The sequence below is a fragment of the Schaalia odontolytica genome (assembly GCF_024584435.1).
Lineage (GTDB): Bacteria > Actinomycetota > Actinomycetes > Actinomycetales > Actinomycetaceae > Pauljensenia.
Genome location: NZ_CP102197.1, coordinates 2107495 through 2123648, shown reverse-complemented (window position 1 = coordinate 2123648; position 16154 = coordinate 2107495). Strand labels below are relative to the sequence as shown.

The window sequence follows — 16154 nt, the reverse complement described above, 5'->3', positions numbered from 1 at the left end:
ATGCTACTTCGCGGCGGGCGTGAAGCCGGCGCGCTGGAGGAGCGCCTGTCCCTCGGCGGAGAGGACCAGGTCGATCCACTTCTGCCCGAGTTCCTTGTTGGCCGAGGCGGACACGAGCGCGATCGGGTACTTGTTGACGGCCTCGTCGGCGCCCTGGATCGGCACGGTGTCGACGGCGTCGCCTTCGGCCAGCGCGTCCGTCTTGTAGACGATTCCGGCGTCGGCCTGGCCGGAGGAGACCTTGCCGCGCACGTCGGTGACGGCCTGTTCCTCGGAGACGGGGTTCAGGGTGACGCCCAGCTTTTCGGTGAGGGTCTTGGTGAGCTTGCCGCAGGGGACCTCGGGGGCGCACACGACCAGCTTGACGCCGTCGAGGGAGGAGTCCAGGCCGGTCACGCCCGCCGGGTTGCCGGGCGTGGTGATGAGGGTGAGGGTGTTGGTGACGAAGACGGTCTGGGTATCGACCTGGTTGGCGTCGGCGGTCTTCTTCATGGTCGACTCGTTGGCGGTGGCCAGGACGTCCACGTCGGCTCCCTCACCGAGCTGGGCGACGAGGTCCTGGGAACCCGCGAAGTTGAAGCGGACGTCGACGCCGGGGTTGGCCGCCTCGAAGGTCTTCTCGAGTTCGCCGAAGGTTTCGGTCAGCGAGGCGGCGGCGTAGACGTTGAGGACGGTTTCCTTGGCGGGCGCCCCGGTGGCCTCGGACGAGGAGGTGTCGGTCGCGGGGCTCGTCCCGCCGGCGCAGGCGGCCAGGGCGAGGGCGGCGGCGCCGAGGACGGGCAGGATGCGCAGGGAACGCACGCGAGTCTCCTTTTGAGTGGGGATGCGACGAGTTTAATCTAACAAGGGGATTCTCCACGCGCAACGCCGCGGGCCAACAGCGCCCAGTTCGTTACTTTTCCTTGATAGCTCAAGGAAGGCGAAAGGCCATTAAAAGTGCCTACACCCCTTTCTTTTCGTCCATTGGCCCCCAACCCGACCCACACGCCGACGGAGCAGCCCGGCGGCACGGCACCCAAAGACTATTTTTCACGGCCGCACAACGCACTTAATGCGCCAGGTTCCTATCGGCGCTCTCAGGCTCCGCCCGCCGCCGTCTCAGGGACTAGGATCGGCGGTGAAAGCACCCGCTGCTCCTCGGAGGACATCATGCCCAAGCCCGTCTCCTACGATCTTTCCCGGATCGACGCCCGCATCATCGTGTATTCGAGCCGCATTCACGCCGGCACGAAGGAGGACCGGGCGACTCCGGCATGCGCGCAGGCCCTGGAGCGCGCGGGCTTGGGTTCGGTGTCGTCGACCGTGGTCCCGGAGAGCCGGGGTGCCTTGGAAGCGCAGATCCGCGAGGCGATCGGGGCGGGGGCGCGCTTCGTGTTGGTGCTGGGCGGTTCGGGGTTCGGGGTGGGCAACGAGGCCCCCGAGGCGGTCCGCGACGTGGTTGAGGTGGAGATCCCCGGTATCGCGGAGCAGATTCGCTCCCACGGGCTGGCTCACACGCCTCTGTCGGGCTTGTCCCGCGGGGTCGTGGGCGTGACCGCCCGGGATTCCTCGGGGGTTCTCGTGGTCTCCTCGCCGGGGTCGCGCGGTGGGGCGCTGGACACGCTCGAGGTCCTCACTCCCCTGCTGGGCGCGATCTTCCACCAGCTGGACGAGGCGCGCTAGGTCGCGCCAGCCTCAGCTCCCGCCCATGCGCCCCGCGATCGCGACGCCCGCTCCGGCGAGGGCGGTGAGCGCCGCGCCGAGGAGGACGTACCGCCACGCGCTGGCGGCGAAGGAGCCTGCGACGCCGGAACCCGTGAGGGTGGAGGCGGTGGCGTCGAGCGCGCCGGTCGCGTCGAAGTGGTAGGTGACCCCGTCGATGACTGCCCACTGGTTGGCCAGGGCTGACGCGGAGCCGTCGAAGTAGTAGCGGTTGCCAGAGGGTCCGTCCCACCAGCCGGTCGTCGCGGCGGGGCGGCCCGCCCGGAACCACCAGGCGCGCGGGTTCTCGGACTCGTACTCGTGTCCCCACTGCGCGTGGGCGACGCCGTCGTATTGGATCTCGTCGTCGGCGAAGACGCACACGAGCGCCGGGACGTTCAATGATTCCCAGATGTTGCCCATGGGAAACCACTTGGTGTCGCCGTGGAGGACCAGGAAGGACAGGCGGTCGGGGCTGTGGGATGCGGCACCCGTCTGGATGATTGCGCCGGGGTGCAGGGCGGCCATGAATGGGACGGAGTTGGAGGATTCCGCCCCGTGGTGGCCTGCTTTGAGCATGTCGACCTCGCCGACCTCGGCGGCGATGTGGTCGGAGTGGGCGTGGGTGCCCAGGTAGAAGGCCACGTTGGTGTCGTTGAGTCCCTGGTCGTCAAGGTATTGCATCAGCCACTCGGTCGTGGACCCGGCGGCGGCGGCCGTGCCGGTGCGCACGGGGTAGCGGGGGTCGGAGCCGTCGGGCAGGTCGGCGTCCTCGCCGCCGTCAATGATTCCGTACCAGCCTCCGCTCTCGATGAGGATCGCGTCCGAGGAGTCGGAGGACAGGATGAAGATCTTGGTCTGTTCGTCGGTCGCGGCGGGGAAGGTCAGGGTGGAGGCACTCACGGACGAGGCCTCGACCGACTTGGAGTTACTCAGGGGAAGGGTGTTCCCCGGCGTCCAGGAGTCCATGGACTGCTCGGCGGCGGACTGAGTATCGTCGGCGCGGGCGGTCCCGACGAGAGCGAGGGACGAGGCCACGGCGGTCGCGACAGTCATCGTCAGGGCCGCTGTGAGGCGGGCGCGAGGGAACGTCATGAGTGGCCTTTCGCTCAGGATTGGTCCTCTCACGGTACAACGGGCAAGCGCCGCCCACCTGCGTTGATTCGCGGTGGGCCGCGCTTACGTGAGGAAGTTGCCGAGGCGTCAGGGGGTGTAGCCGAGCCAGCTGCCGTCCTATTCGGAGCGTCGCGGCACAACCTGGTCGAGCCATGCGATCAAGTTCAAGTACTTCTTCTCTGTCGCCCCTTCAACTGCAAGAACGACAAGTGGCTTCACCTGTTTGCTATGAGAGCGCCCCCTGGACCCACGCAAAGTTTTCCTCGTTGGAGCTTGTCGTTTCTTACCCATCACAACCCCTACAGCCGCGGTATGCCGCCGAGGCGGCCCGACATGTACATCCGCTGCAGGTCACTGCCCGATCGGATGTCGGACGCAGGGAAGTCCGTGAGCCTCGTGAGTTCTGACCGGTGATCATTCTTCTCCACCAGCCAAATCTCGTCTCGCCGCAGAAGGTCAACACGCAGGAGGTGAAGCTCGTGCGTCGTAAAGATGAGCTGTCGTTGCTCGTCCGGCCCCGACGCATCCAGGAACAACCGGATGAGTTCCTCCGTGAGCTTGGGATGGAGCGAGTCTTCAAGTTCATCAATCAGGTACACCCCCGACCGCTGTTTTGTTCCCGCCCAATACAGGATGGGGAGCAGATGCAGATAACGGATGCTCCCGTCAGATTCCTGTTCGAGAGGAAGACGGAACTCATTGCCTCCGCCCGTGTGTACGGTTACGAAGCGCTCGTATACAACATCTCCCTCCGCGCCCAGCCGAGCGCGAAAGACGGCTCCGTTTTCCGCATTCAGGTACACCTCGGACCTGTTGTCGGTGAGCTGGCTCTCGACCTCATCTAGGACTTTGTCTTCCGCGGGTACCTTGGCTCGAGGCACAACGGTGAAGCAGATGTCGGAAATACCGGTGTCGGCGACTGTGAGCCCCTTCCCGACTGCGGCACGAAAGTCCTCGTCATGCGCGATTTGCTGCGGCATGAGGATATAACGCGATCCGCGTCCAACAATCGTCAGACGTTGGAACCACGCGATCACGGATCCGAGTAGCCTTTGCTCATCGTCAATGAGTCCCGCGTTGAAGCAGGTTTCGAGGAAGAGACGATTTGGTTGAACGGTCTTCGACACGGCGTCGAGCGCCACGTCGTCTTCTAGATCGCCGTAGAGAGAGATCTCCTGGCCGTGGCGTTCAAAGACGGCCTGCTCGTCTTCCGAGCGCACGCGATACAGAGACTCCTCAACGACGTGTTCCGCGTTGAACGCCACCTCGTAGTAGACGATGGCCTTTCTATTCGATGTCGCATCCTGGACGTCGAGAACGATCTCGGCGCCGATGACGCTGGGCTTGTCGGCACCGAAGAGAAGGTGTGGGTGATAGTGCAGGCGCTGCCCGCGCTTGCGCGGCTCGCGCAGCATGGCCTGCAGGTGAGCGAGCGCGTCGAGGAGAGTGGATTTTCCCGCCGCATTCGCGCCGTAGATCGCGGCAACGGGAAGCACACGGTTCTTGCTACCCAGGTAGAGCGTCTCGCCGTGGCGAGTCTCCTTGCCCGCAATCATCGTGAAGTCGACCGGCTCCGAAAAGGACTTCCAGTTGTCGAGATGAAGGACTCGCAGCATCACTCTCCCACTTTCCCGTTTATTTGTAAAAATTCTACATCTTTTCAGGAATGGAATCTAGGTGTCCTACGTCATGACAGGACCTCAGAGCCCTCCGTTCAACCTACCGGCCCACGAAACAGCACCCAACGTAGGCGCCGCCCACCTGCGTTGATTCGCGGTGGGCGGCGCTTGTGTGAGGAAGTTGCCGAGGCGTCAGGGGGTGTAGCCGAGCCAGCTGCCCGACGCGGAGAAGTCCGAGTATCGGCCTGCGATGAGGACCCGTCCGGTCACCATGCTTCCGTCCTCGCTCAGGTAGTACCAGGAGCCCGCGCTGGGGAGCCACCCGGTGACCATGGCGCCGGAGGCCCCGAGGTAGTACCAGGAGCCTCCGCTGGCCAGCCACCCGGTGACCATGGCGCCGGAGGGGTCGGCGTAGTACCAGGAGCCGGCGTCCTGGAACCAGCCGGTGCGCATTGCGCCCGACGCGCCCAGGTAGTACCAGGAGCCTCCGTTGGCCAGCCATCCGGTGGCCATCTGTCCGCTGCCTCGCAGGTAGTACCACGCGCCGCCGTCGTTGATCCAGCCGGTGGTCATGTGGCCGGAGGAGTCCATGTGGTACCAGGAGCCGTCGACTTGGCCCCAGCCGGTAACCATTTGGCCGCTCGCGGGGTCGAGGAGGTACCAGGTTCCCCGGTCGTTGAGCCACCCGGTGTGTGCGCGGCCGTCACGCAGGTAGTACCAGGCGCCGTCGTTCTGGGTCCATCCGCTCGCGGAGGAGGGGTGTCCGGCCGAGTCGATGTAGTAGAGGCCGTTTCCGTCCGAGATCCATTCGGAGGAGGCCATGGCTCCGGTGGCGCCCATCCAGTACCACTGGCCGTTGTCGCTGACCCACGTGGAGGCTTCGGCGGAGGGTTTGCCCGCGAAGTAGTACCAGCTGCCGCTGCGTCCTTGCCACCATCCGGTTGTCGGCGCGGGGCGCCCCGCCTGGAACCACCAGGCTCGCGGTTGTTCCGCGTCGTATTCGTGTCCCCACGAGGCCTTCGTCAGGTCGTTGTAGGAGATCCCGGAGGAGGTGAAGGTTGCGATCACGGAGGGGATTTTTCCGTTGTCCCATAGCTCGGCGGCGGGCGCCCAGGTGGCCTGGCCGTGGATGACGCTGGTGGTGAGGCTGTCGGCGGCATAGGCTTCGGTGCCGGTTTGGATGATCATGGACGGGTCCAGCGCCTCCATGAAGGGGGCGAAGTTTGAGCTTCGCAGGCCGTGGTGTCCGGCCTTGAGCACGTCGACCTTTCCGACGGCTCGCGCGACGCGCGCCTCGTAGCCGTTGTGCGTGACCCAGTCGGCCTCGGTGTCCATGAGGTCGGCGGCCAGGAAGGCGGTGCGTCCGAAGGCGGTGACTTTCGCTCCCCATCCCATGAGGTTGGCGTCGGTTGTTCCCCTGACCTTGTACTTTTCTTCGGGGTCGAAGGGGATCAGCTGCACGTCCATGTCGCCGAGCGTGACGTGCGTGTTGTAGCCGTCGACGTGCTGGACGAATTGGGCGCCGTAGGTTGCTTCGGCCCAGTGGGCGGCCTCGACCATGTTGTCGTAGACCCACTGGTTGTCCCAGAGGCCGTTGGGGTTGGTGATCCAGCGGTCGGAGTATTCGGGGGTGAAGATGACCTTGGGGCGGAAGCGCCTGATGATGTCGTCGGCGTTGTCGATGTGGTCGGAGTGGGCGTGGGTGCCCAGGTAGAACGCCAGGTTCGAGGAGGTTACCCCGTGGTCGATCATGTATCGCAGGACCCGGTTGGTGTCTCCGACGTTGGCGGGGACGATTCCTTCGCGCAGGGGGTAGCGCGGGTCGCTTCCGTCGGGGGCGCCGATTCCTTCGGCGCTGTCGACCATGGCGAAGACGCCGCGCGATTCCAGCATGATGGCGTCGGCGGAGCCGATCGTGAGGACGTGGATCCGGGTGGGGCCTTCCGTTCCGGGGAATTCGTAGACAGTGGCGTTGAGTTCGTCCTGCGTCTCGGGCGAGGCCTCGGGGAGCGCGCCCGTTCCTGTGGGTTCCGACTTGTCGCTGCCCGTGTTGTCGGTTTCTTCCTGCGCACCCGTACCGCTCTCCGGTTGCGAGTCGGCGACGGCGCTGGGTTCCATGTCGCCGTGGGTTGCGCGTTCTCCTGCGGGGGCGGCGAGGGCGCTGGGGGCGAGGGCAGTAATGATGAGTCCGGACAGGGCGGCGGCGCCGAGGCGCTGCCACAGTCCGCGGTGAGGAGCATTCATGCGAAGACCTTGATGGGATAGATCACCAGTGCTTTTTAAGTAAATCTACACCCGTTGCAGGCCGTCTACAAGTCTCTGCGTGAGATCGCGCTCCCACCAGACATGGCCCGCGGCGCCCCGGGGCGCCGCGGGCCATGGTCACTTGCGGTGGTACCTCGGACTGGTTCCCAGGTGAACCGGGTTCGTACCACCGAGGTCGCCAGGGGCCAAGAACGACTCGTTAGTGCCACGGTAGACATAGGAGGAGTCGGCGGTAACCTCGATCGGTGAGACCAACCCATCACCATAATCCTGAACATCCTGAGCAGTCGGCTGAGAACCCCCCTCCTTCTGAGCCAAAGGATTCTCATCCGGATACTGCGACGGATCAGTATTCACCAACGCACCCCCATCAATCGGGCCATACCCGGTGTACTGATTCCACTCATGATTCGGATTCAGCGCGGTCTGCGTCAACACCTGCAACAGCTGATTGGCCGTAGCATCCGGCCACTTCTGCCGAGCCAACGCCAACATCCCAGAAACAATCGCCGCCGAATTCGACGTGCCTCTGGTGACAGCTGTCTTTCCAGTATCGAAGTCCCGTACCTTGAGCGGACCACCAACAGCAGCCGTCGTCACACCGTTACCCCATGAGGAGTAGTCAGCCCGTTCCCCGGAAGTCGTGATTGCCGAAACACCCACGACCCCCGACCACTGACTCAGCTGACTGCTGTTGTTATCGGCACCGGTGTTACCCGCCGAGTTGACGATGATGACACCCTCGCCCATAGCGCGAGCGACAGCCCACTTCAGCTCGTCACTGGTGTCACTACTCCCAAACGACGCAGAAATGATCTGAGCACCATCATCGATAGCACTGTTAATCAAACTAGCAACACTATGAAGCTGCTTGGTGCCCTGAAGACACGATCCTGACGCAGTGTCCTCGGGCGATGCATTCTGATAAGAATAGATCGTAGCCTCCGGGGCAACACCATACGCCTGAGAGGCAAGAATAGCCGCCATCTCACTGCCGTGATAACGGCTCTCAATCGTTGCGTCAATTGTGCAGCGGCTCTTGTCGGTGATGTTCGCACCCGCCAACTCAGGGTCAGAAAGCTCAACGGGCCCATCGATCAGGGCAATCGTCACGCCCTTACCCGTGTACCCCTTCGCCCGGGCAGTATCCAGGTGGTAGTAGGAGAAGTACTCCTGCGTCGTGATCACGTCATCGGCCCGCGCGGGGGCGGGCACCACGGCAAGAGCACCCACAGCCAACACGGACGCGGAAACGAGCGTGGTCAGGGCGCGCGCGGCGCGCCCCGCCCACCCCACACAAACGCGAGGCACACGGGACGCGCACGCTCCGGGAATCTTCCGCGCCATCATCACTTGCGGTGATACCGCGGACTCGTCCCCAAATGAACGGGACCAATGTCGTCCATCGAGGCGGCTACCTCATCAATACCGCGATACACGTAGGACCGATCCAAGGTATCGGGGTTAGGCTCCACCACACCATCGGCATAGTCCTGAACCTCCTGCACCGTCGGAGAAGACCCACCCTCCTTCTGAGCCAGAGGATTCTCATCCGGATACTGCGAAGGATCCGTATTCACCAACGCACCGAGGTCAACTGCCCCATAACCCGTGTACTGATTCCACTCATGATTCGGATTAAGCCCCGTCTTAGTCACAACCTGCAACAACTGATTCGCAGTAGCATCCGGCCACTTCTGACGCGCCAACGCCAACATCCCAGCGGCCAACGGCGTTGCAACCGACGTACCATTCATTGGCCTGAGCCCACCGGTACCATAGTCACGCACTGTAACGGGACCACCAACCGCCGCGGTAGTCACGCCGTTGCCCCACGAGGAATAATCCGCACGCTGACCATCCGGCGTGATCGCGGCAACACCCACAACACCAGACCACCGGCTGAGCTGACCCTCGTTGTTATCCGAAGTGGTGTTGCCCGCAGAGTTGAGGACGATAACCCCTTTACTCATGGCACGAGCAACCGCCCACTTGATGTCATCACCAGTAGCTGCCGAGCCCTGAGAGAAGGAGACAATCTGAGCACCGTCATCAATGGCCTGATTGATGAGGTGCGAGATCGAGTTATGGCGAACACCCTCAATGTTCTCACACGTACCGTCTGACACATCATCCTTCGTCGTACTCTGGTAGGTGAGCAGGGCCGCGTCGGGTGCGACACCATAATCACGAGCCACCAAGAGAGACGCCATAGCCGTGCCATGGGTCTTACTTGAGGGAGCCGCTTCGATGGTGCAGCGGCTCTTGTCCGTGACGTTGGCGCCCTTGAGTTCGGGGGCGTTGGTGTCTACGGGACTGTCGATGAGGGCGATGGTGACGCCCTTACCCGTGTAACCCTTCGCCCGAGCAGTATCGAGGTGGTAGTAGGAGAAGTACTCCTGCGTCGTGATCACGTCCTCCGCACGCGCAGGAGCAGGCGTCAGGGCCAGGGCACCAGCAGCCAACACGGACGCCGACAACACAGTGGTCAGGGCGCGCGCGGCGCGCCCCGCCCACCCCACACACACGCGAGGCAGGCGGGGCACACCACCATGATTCAGGTCCACATGGTTCAGGGTCACCATTGGCGAGGATCCCAACCATCATCAGCGCGCTTGGCCGGAGCAATATCCTTATCCGACCCATACGTCTGAGACATCGGATTCACATAACCCGCAGGCAGACCATCCTCATCCTCATCCTCAAACCTAAACGCCACATACTTACGCCGACGCGACTTCTTATCCTGCTTACCAGCACCCGCACCAGCGCCAGCACCGCCACCCATGAAGCCACCAGCACCAGCGCCACCACGACCAGCAGCACCCGCGGCGCCACCCGCGCCACCAGCACCCGTCGTCCCAGTCACACCAGAAGACCCAGCAGCACCAGAACCAGCCACACCATTAGCACCAGCAACACCAGCAGGCGGCTTATAGGAGCCAAAACCCGACCCCGAATACGAGCCAACCTTCAAACCAGCAGCACCCGCGCCACCGGCGCCCGTACTACCACTGATGCCACGGAGCCCGGCAGCACCCAAGCCGCCAGCACCCAGGGAACCCGACCCCATGCGGGCCGCGCCACGCAGGCCCAGGCCGGCCGCACCCAGCACGCCCGCGCCGCCCAGGCGACCGGCCACAGAAGAATCCGAGGCCGCGCCGCCGCCGTTGAGGCGCCACAGCGGGTGATCCGCATCAGCTGGCGGAGCAGGCGTGTGACCACCCACCACACCGTTACGATACGCCGTGCCATTGACCCGCGTATGCAACAGATCCGTCCCCATCAAATCCTGAGGATCCGTAATCGGATTCGTCCGAGACCCCACCTCACCATACGCAGGCTCCTGAGTCGGTAGCGCCCCCGACGCAATCGTGCGGTTACGCGCAGCAGCAGCATCAGCCTCACTCAACCACGGCTGATCAAACCCACCCGGATACGCACCCGAGCGCGGATCACGCCCACCGCCTCGACCGAAGCCGTTGTTGGGAGAATAATCCCAGGGATCGTTGTTTGAGCCAGAAGAAGGGCCATTCGTACCCGGAGCTTCTTGATTACCCTCGTAGGGATTAGTGGCATCGACCGGAGTGTCCACGCGAGAGCTATACGCCTTGGTCTTGCCGTTCACCATATCGAGAATCCTCTGGGAAGCGGCCTCGCGCTGGGCGTTGGCCTGCGCCTCGACCGCGTCGACGTAGGCAGCCCCGGTCGTCAAGCGCGTGTTGACAAGCGGAACGGTGAAGCCGCCGCCCGGTTGATCGGAAGGAACAGCCACGATCGGAAGGCCGCGCATCGCGGCGGTCTTGGAGTCCAGGAGGTCGGGGGAAATCGTCTCGGCCTCCTTCAGGGCCATCTCCATGGACTTCCGGCCGGCCTCGTAGGCGGTGTATCCCCGCTGGTACTTCGCTCGGTAGGCCTCGATGCGGCTGATCGAGCGATCGACCCACTGGTTCATCGCGTCCCCGGTCTTGCCCGAGAAGCCGTGGCTGTCACGGTAGGCCTTCAGGCGGTCGATGGCCTCCTGGAAGCCCTCCAGCGTCTTCTTGTGGTCGGGGTCCCACGCATCGAGCCCGCGGTTGGTGCGGGCCGCCTCCATGAACGTCTTGAGTCTCTCGTAGTTCGGTGACGAAACCATGCGTCAACACTCCTTTCTTATTTCCTAAGGTGTCATTCAGCTTAGATCGGCGATTGTTGTCCCTGAGTCGGCACGTTCGGGGGAGGTGTAGCCGCTCCACCGGTAGCCGGGGAGCCGGATGCAGCCGGAGCCTGCGAGGAACTGGCCGGCGGCTGCTCCTTGGGCTTGAAGCCCGCCTTCTCCATGGACGACGCGAGGGCTTGCGCCTGCTCGGAACCCGCAAGGTCCTGGAGGGTCCCGTTCACGGTCTGGAAGGACCGTTCGTTGTCGGCCTCCGTTTCCTTGATCGCCGTCATCGCCTGCCGCATCTTCGTCTCGAACTCGGCGATCAGCGCGTTCTCCTTCGACAGGACGTCGGAGATGCCGTTGAACATCTCGCTCGCCTTACGCCCAAGGGCCTCGGGTCCGGCCTCGCTCCCCCACGCGCTTGACGTCTGGGCCGAGCTGAGGGAGTAGGAGGCCTTCGAGGACGTGTCGACTGCCTCCTGGCTCGCCGTCACCTCCTGTGCTGCCCGCTGCTGGGGATCCTCTTGGTACCCCTGCCCGTCTTCGCCTGGCATTGTGTTCTCCTTGCTCTCGTGATGGGTTGTTCGGCGCACCGCGCCGCGACTACTTCGACACCTTAAAACGCCGCACCAACGGCTGAGCGGGCTGATCCGGCCCCTCAATCTTCAACGTCCACACATACGTCACATCGGAGCTACTACCCTCCACGTCCACCGTCCACGACGAGTAATACTCACAATCCTGCTCCACACACAGGTCGTACGTATCCTGCCCCAACCGCCAATAATCCGTGGCCGACATCATCTTGTAGACCATGTCATCCTTGTTCACGGCAACCTTGTTCTGCCCATCCAGCTTGAACTTCTGCCCCGAAATATCAGACGGATCCGCACCCACCAACTGAGCGCCCACCATCGCGCTCAACGCCTGAGCCTTCGCCGCAATCTTCTGCTTGTCCGCGCCCGACGCCGCGTTAAACTGGCTCACCAGCTCCCGCTTCTGACCCTCCGGAATATTCTTCAGCCCACTGATGTCAGCAGCGCTGCCCCCACCAAGGCCCGGCACGCACCCCGCGAGCAACACAACACCACAAGCCACCGACGAAACCGCCGCCAACACGCGACGCGACACACGAGAAGACATCCTCAACTCCTACTTTCAGACTGGTCAATCATACGAAAGATACGGCCCTTCGTCTCGCATCTTCACTTGTGAATTTTCACCGGGTGATCACGCCTCGGCGGCTCGCCCGCTCCTGCCATCATAATCCGCATTCTCGCGCGGCAACGCGCGCGTGAGACGAGCCTCCCACCATACGAGGTCCTCGGGAGTATCGACGTCCCGGCAGGCCAGAGCATCGACCTCCACCCGCTCCAACGCCAGGGAACGAAGCACCCGGCGCACGCCCACGCCCCGGACCGACCCGAGAGCAGCCACGGCCTCGTCGATGGCGCGGCGCAGCGAAGCCACCCGGTAGACGCCCATTAGGTACTGGTCGAAGGGCTCGGGCTCACCGCCCCGAACGATGCGCCCATCCGCCGCCTCGCCCAGGGGCTCGGCCAGCAGGAGCGGCACGAACTCGCCCACACCCGGCGCATCGACCGACACCACGACGGCGAGTCCGCCCTCGCCGAGGTGAAGCGCCGACAGTCCGGCGTCGATCCCCGCCAGAGGCCCGCCGCCCGGCGGATCCTCAAGCGTTCGTGCGACCCCATCCGGGACGCGCACCGCGGGCGGCACGACCGCCACGCACCCAGCGCCGCACGCCCCCGTCAACGCCGCGCACACGCGGTCGATGAGGCGCACTCCCCCGAGGACAAGATCCGGCTTCGAGACTCCCCCCAGCCTCTGCCCTCCCCCGCCGCCCACGACGATCGCGGCGACATCCGGGCGCGCCCCACGGCCCGCCGCGCTCGACCCCGCCACGCCTACTCCCACGGGGCGAAGGTCAGCACGTCCGCGCGTTGCGTGGCGGCGTCCACCGTCAGCACCCGGCCGATGAGGGGCTCGCCGAAGCCCGCCAGCACCTTGATGGCCTCCGTCGTCATCGCCGTGCCCGCCTGGCCCACGACCGGCCCCAGCACGCCCACCTCGGGCGAGGAGGGCGTCGTTCCGGGCGCCGGCTGCACCGGGTGCAGGCTCCGCAGCGTCAGGCGCGGCACGGGGGCGGGGGCGTGGGACCAGAAGACACTCACCTGCAGCTGCATCGACACGACCGTCCCCCACACGAGGGGAACCCCGGACTGCGCGCAGTAGTCGGCCACGAGATACTTCGCGTCGAAGCTATCCGTACACTCGACGATCAGGTCCCATTCGCGCCCGTGCTCCTCCAACCACTCCCGGGTCACGTGCCCGAAGCGCTCGAAACGCACCGACGAGTTGAGCGCGCTCAGGTGGCGGACCGCCGAATCCGGCTTCGCCACCCCCACGTCCGCCTCGCCGTGCAACAGCTGACGCTGCAGGTTCGACACCTCCACCACGTCGGAATCGCAGATGCCGATCGTTCCAACGCCCGCCGCAGTCAGGTAGAGGAGAACCGGAGAGCCGAGGCCCCCGGCGCCCACCACGAGCACGCGAGAGGCCGCCAGGCGGGCCTGCCCGGCCTCGCCCAGGCCCGACACCAGCCAATTGCGGCGATAGCGCTCCAACGCGGGATCCCCGGCCTCGAATGGCACGGGCTGGGTGAGCAGGGGCAGCGCGACGGCGCGCCCTCGCACCGCGCCGTCACGCGAATAGGGGTCACCGATCGTCATCTCACAGCCCCGACCAGCTGTGCGAGCCGTCCGTCAGCTCCTGCTTCTTCCACACCGGAAGCTTCGCCTTCACGTCCTCAACAATCGCCTCAACCGCACGGAACGCCTGGGCGCGGTGCTCCGCGGCCACGGCGACGACCATCGCGTCCTCGCCGATCCCCAGATGGCCCACGCGGTGCCAGGCGACGATGCGATGCACGCCGGGGCGGTCACTCTTCTCCGAGACGATCTCGCGCAGAATCTGACGAGCCGACGGGTGGCACGAATACTCGATGGCCTCCACGGCCTCTCCCCCGTCGTGGTTGCGCACCACACCGATGAAGGAGGCGACCGCACCGCACGTACCCAGGCGAGCGCTATCGATCAGCGCGCCGGAGTCCAGGGGGTCGTCGGTGATGCCGGTTGCAATCTGAGCTGACATGGGATCCTCCAAGGACGGGCGAGGCTTTCCCTCATCCTACGATGAAGCGGCCGGGAGTTTCACGAAACCCTGACCGACGAGCGCAAACTGACTACAAGCTCTCACCCGCCCGCAAACGGGGGCAACACGTCGACGCGCGCCCCCGGGACCAGCTCGGTCTCCGGGCCCGCCGAACGTTCATTGACGAGGAAGCTCGACACGTCCAGGATCCGGGCCAGCGCCGGATTGTCGTCCCCGAGCTGCGCGATCAGCTCGCCGAGCGTGCCCGGCGTCTGCGCCGACGGGATCTCGCGCACGTAGCCGCCCGCCGCCTCGGCCGCCCCGCCGAAGAAGTGCAGAGTCGTCGACAGCGGCTTTGGATGAGCCTCCTGAACGGGGCGGATGAACACCGTCAGACGCAGCGGCTCCACGGGGTCGGTCTCCAGCGACCACGAGGCCAATCCCGTCGCCGTCCGCTCAAACACCCGTTCGACGATGCCCCGGCGCAGCTCCAGCGCCAGGTCGTCGGGCGCGCCCGGCTCGGTGAAGGGGCAGGCCGTCAGCACGACCGCCAGGGGATCGCTCTCGTGCGGGACCGAGGCAAAACCCATCGCGTTCATGAACAGGCGCACCTTGCCCAGGTGCCCCGCGATGTTGAAGGAGTCGCGCACGCCGCGCCGCGACACCGCGTGATGATGGTCGGGGACCGCCATCGCCTCCAGGGCGGCGTCCGCCCACCGCGACCCGATCTCGCGCACCGACGCCGCCGGGTCCGACGCGTCCACCCGCAGCCACGCGAGCAGCGAAGACGTGAGCTGGTGGAGCATCTGGGCGGCGAAAGAGGGGTCCGCCGGGGTCGTCGTCGAGTAGCCGAGGGCGGGGCGACCTCGCCCCGACGAGGGCAGCTGCTGCTTGTCTACCAGCCTGAGGCCGTAGAGCCCCTCGAGGGTCTCTCGCACGCTGGAGACGTGCAGGCCGGCCTCCTGGGCCAGCTCGGCCACGGTCACCGGGGCGGTGTGGTAGGAAATACGCTCGAGCAGGGCGTGCTGTGCCGGGGTCAGGGTAGCCATCGCGGCGAGTGTTTCGGCCAGCGGCCGAGAACGGGAGGCGTCACTCATCGCCTCTCCTCTCTTCTCCCTCATAATCGCCGGTAACGCGCCTGACGGCATCGTCCCGCACGACTGTAGCGGTATTACGTTACTGACAAATCGCGCTTTTATTCTAGGCCGGACGGGCGGCTTTTCGCACGGCCAAAACCAGAAGGAAACACCATTACGCGGGTCGCGCCACCACGCGCGCGCAGGTCAGGATGCGCGTCTGGAAAAAATGCGGGGGCGAGCATGCGCCCGCCCCCGCCACGCGGCATCTCGGTCGGCGCCTCGCGGGCCGAGGCCACCGGCCACCGATCAGTCCGACATGCCTCCGCGCGTCAGCTCATGCTCGCGGCGGGAGTCGCGCGACCGGTAGATCACCGGGGGGCGCGCGACGTAGCCGACGGGGGCGCTCACCACGTGCACGAGGCGGGTGAAGGGCCACACGCAGAAGAGCAGGAGGCCCGCCACGATGTGCAGCTTGAAGGTCAGCGGCACGTCCGCCATCAGGTGAGCCTGCGGGTGCAGGTAGAAGATCGAGCGGAACCACACCGAGATCGTCTCGCGATAGTCGTAGCCCTCGTGCCCGCCGAGCACCTGGTTCACGATCGTCGCCACCGCGCCCAGGCCAACCGGGATCGAGAGCATGACGTAGGTGACCACGTCCATGCGCGTGGTCGCCACGCGCACCGACTTGACCACCACGCGGCGGTAGATCAGCAGAACCAGGCCGATGATCGTCACGAGCCCCGCGATCGTGCCGGGAATCGTCGCCACCAGGTGGTAGGTGTGCTGGGAGACCCCCGCCGCCTCGGTCCACGTCTTGGGGATCACCAGGCCCAGCAGGTGGCCCAGGAAGACGAAGAGGACGCCGAAGTGGAACATCGGCGAGGCCCAGCGCAAGATGGTCGGCTCATTCCACTGCGAGGAACGAGAGGTCCACCCGTACTGGTCGGTCTTGTAGCGCCACGCGAGACCCACGATGAGGATCACGAAGGCCACGTAGGGCAGGACCACCCACAGGGCGATATCGAGGAAGGACAGCGCCTGCGTCTGCGAAGCAGAGGCGCGCAACAGTGCGGATTCCAT

General features: G+C 65.1%; 15 protein-coding genes. 1 reads left to right on the top strand and 14 read right to left on the bottom strand.

Annotation, left to right across the window (positions count from 1 at the left end; translation table 11 throughout):
- Positions 1–3 precede the first annotated feature (3 nt).
- Complete coding sequence (gene modA / locus NQK35_RS09475; protein ID WP_257114014.1) at positions 4–801, bottom strand: molybdate ABC transporter substrate-binding protein; 798 nt, start codon at positions 799–801, stop codon at positions 4–6.
- 348 nt (positions 802–1149) lie between these two features.
- On the opposite strand from modA, the gene NQK35_RS09470 reads away from it, so the two are divergent.
- Positions 1150–1662, top strand: coding sequence for a molybdopterin-binding protein (locus NQK35_RS09470; RefSeq protein ID WP_257114013.1), 513 nt, complete (start codon positions 1150–1152; stop codon positions 1660–1662).
- A 12-nt stretch (positions 1663–1674) separates the two neighbouring features.
- Here the strand turns inward: NQK35_RS09470 and NQK35_RS09465 are convergent, their stop codons facing one another.
- The 13 genes from NQK35_RS09465 to narI form a co-directional block, all read right to left on the bottom strand.
- Positions 1675–2775 (bottom strand): MBL fold metallo-hydrolase, encoded by a 1101-nt coding sequence (locus tag NQK35_RS09465; protein WP_257114012.1) that lies wholly within the window; start codon positions 2773–2775, stop codon positions 1675–1677.
- A 320-nt stretch (positions 2776–3095) separates the two neighbouring features.
- Entirely contained in the window at positions 3096–4412 is a 1317-nt protein-coding gene (locus NQK35_RS09460) for an AAA family ATPase (RefSeq protein ID WP_257114802.1), read from the bottom strand.
- Positions 4413–4607: 195 nt separating this feature from the next.
- Positions 4608–6659 (bottom strand): MBL fold metallo-hydrolase, encoded by a 2052-nt coding sequence (locus NQK35_RS09455; protein WP_257114011.1) that lies wholly within the window; start codon positions 6657–6659, stop codon positions 4608–4610.
- Between the two features lie 138 nt (positions 6660–6797).
- Positions 6798–8027, bottom strand: a complete 1230-nt coding sequence (locus tag NQK35_RS09450; RefSeq protein WP_257114800.1) for a S8 family peptidase — start codon at positions 8025–8027, stop codon at positions 6798–6800.
- Between the two features lie 2 nt (positions 8028–8029).
- Complete coding sequence (locus NQK35_RS09445; protein WP_257114010.1) at positions 8030–9265, bottom strand: S8 family peptidase; 1236 nt, start codon at positions 9263–9265, stop codon at positions 8030–8032.
- Positions 9259–10815: a hypothetical protein gene (locus tag NQK35_RS09440; protein WP_257114009.1), complete on the bottom strand. Its 1557-nt coding sequence runs from the start codon at positions 10813–10815 to the stop codon at positions 9259–9261. Before NQK35_RS09440 ends, NQK35_RS09445 begins: the two co-directional genes overlap by 7 nt.
- Positions 10816–10856: 41 nt before the next feature.
- The gene (locus NQK35_RS09435) at positions 10857–11375 is read right to left on the bottom strand and encodes a hypothetical protein (protein ID WP_257114008.1); all 519 of its coding nucleotides are present in this window, start codon (positions 11373–11375) and stop codon (positions 10857–10859) included.
- Between the two features lie 49 nt (positions 11376–11424).
- Complete coding sequence (locus NQK35_RS09430; RefSeq protein WP_257114007.1) at positions 11425–11964, bottom strand: hypothetical protein; 540 nt, start codon at positions 11962–11964, stop codon at positions 11425–11427.
- Positions 11965–12051: 87 nt separating this feature from the next.
- Complete coding sequence (gene mobA, locus NQK35_RS09425; protein WP_257114006.1) at positions 12052–12747, bottom strand: molybdenum cofactor guanylyltransferase; 696 nt, start codon at positions 12745–12747, stop codon at positions 12052–12054.
- Between the two features lie 2 nt (positions 12748–12749).
- Entirely contained in the window at positions 12750–13574 is an 825-nt protein-coding gene (locus tag NQK35_RS09420; RefSeq protein ID WP_257114005.1) for a HesA/MoeB/ThiF family protein, read from the bottom strand.
- 1 nt (position 13575) lies between these two features.
- Positions 13576–13995 (bottom strand): molybdenum cofactor biosynthesis protein MoaE, encoded by a 420-nt coding sequence (locus NQK35_RS09415; protein ID WP_009212620.1) that lies wholly within the window; start codon positions 13993–13995, stop codon positions 13576–13578.
- A gap of 101 nt (positions 13996–14096) precedes the next feature.
- Entirely contained in the window at positions 14097–15092 is a 996-nt protein-coding gene (locus NQK35_RS09410) for a MoaD/ThiS family protein (RefSeq protein ID WP_257114004.1), read from the bottom strand.
- A 288-nt stretch (positions 15093–15380) separates the two neighbouring features.
- Positions 15381–16154, bottom strand: a complete 774-nt coding sequence (gene narI / locus NQK35_RS09405) for a respiratory nitrate reductase subunit gamma (protein ID WP_257114003.1) — start codon at positions 16152–16154, stop codon at positions 15381–15383.